Source organism: Azospirillum formosense, assembly GCF_013340925.1.
Lineage (GTDB): Bacteria > Pseudomonadota > Alphaproteobacteria > Azospirillales > Azospirillaceae > Azospirillum > Azospirillum formosense.
This window is the reverse complement of the sequence record NZ_WHOR01000376.1, coordinates 1-4,317: the sequence shown is the minus strand read 5'-3', so window position 1 is coordinate 4,317 and position 4,317 is coordinate 1. Positions and strand designations below refer to the sequence as shown.

The 4,317-nt window shown below is 70.3% G+C and carries 5 protein-coding genes; 2 read left to right on the top strand and 3 right to left on the bottom strand.

The window, feature by feature from the left end; translation table 11 throughout:
- The 3 genes from GBZ26_RS27575 to GBZ26_RS27565 all read right to left on the bottom strand — a co-directional run.
- On the bottom strand, positions 1-963 hold a 963-nt coding region (locus GBZ26_RS27575; RefSeq protein WP_174441544.1), incomplete at its 3' end, for a chorismate-binding protein.
- A gap of 237 nt (positions 964-1,200) precedes the next feature.
- On the bottom strand, positions 1,201-1,782 hold the full coding sequence (locus tag GBZ26_RS27570; RefSeq protein ID WP_174441543.1) for a cation transporter: 582 nt from the start codon (positions 1,780-1,782) through the stop codon (positions 1,201-1,203).
- 172 nt (positions 1,783-1,954) lie between these two features.
- Positions 1,955-2,881: a cation diffusion facilitator family transporter gene (locus GBZ26_RS27565; protein WP_174441542.1), complete on the bottom strand. Its 927-nt coding sequence runs from the start codon at positions 2,879-2,881 to the stop codon at positions 1,955-1,957.
- Positions 2,882-3,073: 192 nt separating this feature from the next.
- On the opposite strand from GBZ26_RS27565, the gene GBZ26_RS27560 reads away from it, so the two are divergent.
- Together GBZ26_RS27560 and GBZ26_RS27555 are read left to right on the top strand one after the other, a co-directional pair.
- Positions 3,074-3,511, top strand: a complete 438-nt coding sequence (locus tag GBZ26_RS27560) for a CBS domain-containing protein (RefSeq protein ID WP_174441541.1) — start codon at positions 3,074-3,076, stop codon at positions 3,509-3,511.
- Positions 3,512-3,692: 181 nt separating this feature from the next.
- Positions 3,693-4,317: response regulator (locus GBZ26_RS27555; protein WP_247884924.1), on the top strand; the 625-nt coding region annotated here is incomplete at its 3' end.

The following is a 4,317-nucleotide window of genomic DNA, read 5'->3' as shown; positions in this document are numbered from 1 at the left end:
ATACATCTCCGGGCTGGCGGCGACGAGGAACTCGCCCCGCCCGAGATTGACGAAGGCCTCGTAGGGCGCCGGCTTGGCGGCGCGCAGCCGGCGGAACACCGCCGAGGGCGCGTCGGCGCAGGGTTCGGCGAAGGTCTGGCCGGGCACCACCTCGAACAGGTCGCCGCGCCGGAAAGCGGCCTTGGCAGTCTCGACGACGCGCTGATACGCGCCGGGGGCGTGGTCGCATCTGCCTTCGGCGTTGGTGTCGGGGCGGTAGGGGTGGTCGCGCCCGCCACGCTCCAGCCCTTCCGTGCTCCCCGCCGCCGTGGCGAACTCATACTCGACGAGCCGCGCAAGGCCCGTTACGGGGTCCAGCGCGACAAGCCGGTCGGGTAGGTAGAGCACCAGATCGCGCTGGTCGTCGGGCCGCTCCAGCCGCAGGCGGATCGGCTCGAACTGGAAGGCGAGGTCGTAGGCGAAGGCCCCGTACAGCCCGAGCAGCGGGTCATCGGGGGTGGCGAACAGGTCCAGCACCGCGCGCAGGACCGAGAAGACGGAGGGCTGGCGGCTCCGCTCCTCCTCCGGAAAGGGGTGGATGGGCTTGCGGACCAGAGCGGTGACGCGCGACGGCGCCTCCTCAAGACCAGCCAGAGCTTCCAGGCCGCGCAGAGCCTCGGCAATGACCGGCAGCAGCACCCGGCCCCGCGCGTTCAGCGCGTCGATGCGCAGCGTCCGCCCGCGCGCGGTGAGCGCCAGCGGTGGGTCGGTGAAGCCCAGCGCGTGGCGTCGGTAGCGGCCCGGCGCCTCCACCCCGCTGGACAGCAGCAGGCCGCGGCGGCGGTCCAGCGCGTCGATCACCGGGTCGAAGGCGCCATACGGGTCGAGCGCCGTCGCCCGCCGCGTGACGGTGACGCCGCCGCGCGTCCGGAAACGCAAAGGTTCGAGGAGGCCGGGGGAAGCGAGAAAATCGGCGGGATACATGGCGAAGTCTCCGATGGTCGATCCGTTGGCGGACGGACACCCGGAGTTCCCTTGCTCGACACCTGGATTCCCTGGTCAGGAAAAAGGCCGCCCGGAAGCTCCGGGCGGCCTTTCGATGCTGTGTGCGCTCACGCGCGTCGGCTGGCCGGCCCGGTTAGACGGGCCACCACCAACGACGCGACAGGGAGGGAGCGGCGAAAATCATGGCGTCGAGTTCGCCACAGGGATGCGGCCTTGTCAAGCCCCCTTGCCCAGCCCGGTCGGGTCGGCGGGCGCGTGCCACGCGCGGCGTTCCGCCACCGCCTGCCGCAGCGCCGTCACCGTGCCGGACAACACCGTGGCGGCGATGACCGCGGCGACCAGATGGTCCGGCCAGCCCTGCCCCATCGACCAGGCGCCCGCCGCCGCCATCATCACCGCGGCGTTGGCCAGGACGCCGTTGCGGGCGCACAGCCAGACCGCGCGCAGCGACACTCCGCCGCGTCGTCCGGCGAACAGCAGGACCGCCACCGACAGGCTCGCCCCCATCCCGAGCAGCGCGACGAGGCTCATCACCGGCGCGTCGGGAACGGTGCCGGCGGTGGCGCTCCACGCCGTCGCGGCCACCACCGCCAGCCCGAGCATGGTCAAAGCCACGCCTTTCGCCAGCGTGGCCCAGCCGCGGTACTCCAGCCCCCGCCCCATCATCCACAGGCCGACGCCGTGGGTCAGCGCGGCCGCCAGGAAATCCAGCGCGCTCGCCCGCAAGGCCATGGACTGCGTCTCCAGCCCCGCGGCCAGCGCGACGGCGGCCATCAGCCCGTTGACGAGCAGCGCCATGCGCAACGTGCGGCGGTAGTCAGCCTGCCGCCCACCGTTTGAACGCCCCCCGCTCCCGCAGGAGCCTCCGCAACAATCACCGGCCATCCCGCCGCCCTCCGCCCGCGCCACGCGCTCCGTTTATCAAGGGTACTCTAATGTACGCGGCCCGGACCGTCCACAGGACCGGCGGTCATTCCGCCCATTCCGGATCGCTGGTGAAGACGATGGTGAGCCAGCGGTCGGGGCCTTCGCCGCCAATGGCCGCACCCACCTCGTCGCGGATTTTGTCCCACTCCTCCAGCCTGCGCGGCGGCCAGCCGCTCGGGGCGATGAAGAACAGCTCAATCTGCCGCCCCCGGCCCACCCGCGCGACGTAGGCGCGGTAGGAGGAAAAGCCGTGCCGCCGGACGATGTCCGACGCGACGGCGTCGACATGCCGCTTGAGGTCCGCGGGGGTGACCAGCAGGACGTCGGCCAGCGCCTGCCGCATCGTGCCGACCGGGATCGGGATGACCACCAGACAGACCAGGGCCAGCGCCGCCGGGTCGATGTAGGGCGACACCCACTGAAGCCGGGTGCCCTGGATCAGGTGGCCGAAGACGAAGGCGACGAGCAGAGCCGCGGTGAGCGCCGCCGACATGATCCAGGCCTTCGCGTCGAGCGCCAGGAAGTCGGAACGGACCGTCCGGTTCGCCCGCGTCGCGAAGACCGCCATGCCGGCCGCCACCAGAACGGTCACCGCCGTGTAGACGATCGCATGGTCGAAGGCCAGATTGCGGCCCCCCGTCATCAGGCTGCCCACGGCGTTGATGAGCGCGTAGATCGCCGCCCCCATCAGCAGGGTGGCGTTCAGCCCGAGGACCATCGGTTCGAGGTGCCAGAAGCCCATGGTGAACCGCTCCGCCAGCTTGCCGCGGCGTGGGCCGGCGCTGGTCGAGGCGGCGATCAGGTTGGACACCAGCAGCGTCACCATCGTCATGCTGGCGTCCACCAGCGAATAAATGCCGTCGAAGACGATGGCGAAGGAGCCCGACAGCAGGCCGAACAGGATGCCGGCGCCCGCCAGCAGCACCGTGACGGCGATGGACAGGCGAAGAACCCTCTGCTCGGTGGTCATGCGCGTTCTCCCTTCCCCGTCTCCACGTCGTCCGGCCTCGGCCTCGGCCTCTCATGCATAGCGGCCCCGACGAGCCGGCAAAACCGATTTCGCGATCCTGGCCGACGCGCCCTTGCCGGAACCGCCGGCCGCTCCAGGCTCATTCCGAATCGGACCCCACCGATTCGCCAACCCCAAAGAGGGAGGGTGGACATGACCGTCGTTTCCGAGGTTCTGAACCGCAAAGGCCATACCGTCGCATCGATCCTGCCGTCCGAGTCCATCCGGGCTGCCGCCCGCTCGCTCACCGACCGGCGCATCGGCGCCCTGGTGGTGTGCGACCGCCGGGGCCGGCTGGCCGGCATCCTGTCGGAGCGCGACATCGTCCGCGCCGTGGCGATGCATGGCGCCGACGCGTTGGACATGCCGGTGGAGGATCTGATGACCCGTCAGGTCAAGACCTGCCGGCCGGAGGACACGATCAAGGACCTGATGCAGATGATGACGCTGCGCCGCCACCGCCATGTGCCGGTGTGCAACGAGGCGGGCGACCTTGCCGGCGTGATCTCGATCGGCGACGCCGTGAAGGCCCGCCTGGACGAGCAGGCCCACGAGGTGGCCGTCCTGAAGGATCTCGCGCTGGTCCGCTAGAGGCACCCCGGGCTTCGATCAAGTTCCCGGACGGGGGAGCTGAAGACCAAGCGCACTCCATGAGGCGAAGAGGCTCCCCCGGTCGTGCGCCGATTGGCGCTAACACGTCTCCGTGTCCTGAAATCCCAGGGCGGCGTTCGGATATTCGGTAACGCTTCGTTCCCGAACCTTCGGACCCGACATGCCGCGCCGCTACCCGACCCACCTGAAGATCCTGGTCGTCGAGAACAACCCGCTGCTGCTACGGGCTCTGCGGGACATGCTGGAGCATTGGGGCGTCGGTCAGGTCGCCTCCGCCGCCAACGGGCAGGAGGCGATGGAACTGCTGCGGCGGGAGCCCTACGACCTGATGGTCACCGACTGGGTGATGGAGCCGGTGGGCGGCGGGCAGCTCGTCCGCTGGGTGCGCGGCTCCGCCAGCTGCCTCAGCCCCGATCTGCCGATCATCGTGCTGACCGCCAACGCCGACGTCGCCACCGTGCGCGCCGCTTGGGACGCCGGGGCCGACACCGTGCTCGCCAAGCCGGCCTCCGCCGCGACCATTGCCCGGCGCATCGAGACCGTGCTGAGCAACCCGCGCCGGGGCGGCCGCTCCCAGGCGGAAGCGGCCACGGCGAAGCCGACGAACAACAACACGCCCTCCCCTTCGCACCCGGCGCCGGCCCGCCCGGCGATCTCCTCCTGTCTCTTATTCCTCTCCCTCTCTCCCGTCGCCCTCTGCCGTGTCGAAACCGGTGGTCGCCGCAACGACAAAACAAAACACTATAATGACTTCGTGCAGCACGCTCCAGAGCATCAACAAGAAA

What these genes read in the sequence shown, in the direction of transcription:
- GBZ26_RS27565 (WP_174441542.1), bottom strand. Translation starts at nt 2,881, where the DNA reads ATGACCACCGAGCAGAGGGTTCTTCGCCTGTCCATCGCCGTCACGGTG.
- GBZ26_RS27570 (WP_174441543.1), bottom strand. Translation starts at nt 1,782, where the DNA reads ATGGCGCTGCTCGTCAACGGGCTGATGGCCGCCGTCGCGCTGGCCGCG.
- GBZ26_RS27560 (WP_174441541.1), top strand. Translation starts at nt 3,074, where the DNA reads ATGACCGTCGTTTCCGAGGTTCTGAACCGCAAAGGCCATACCGTCGCA.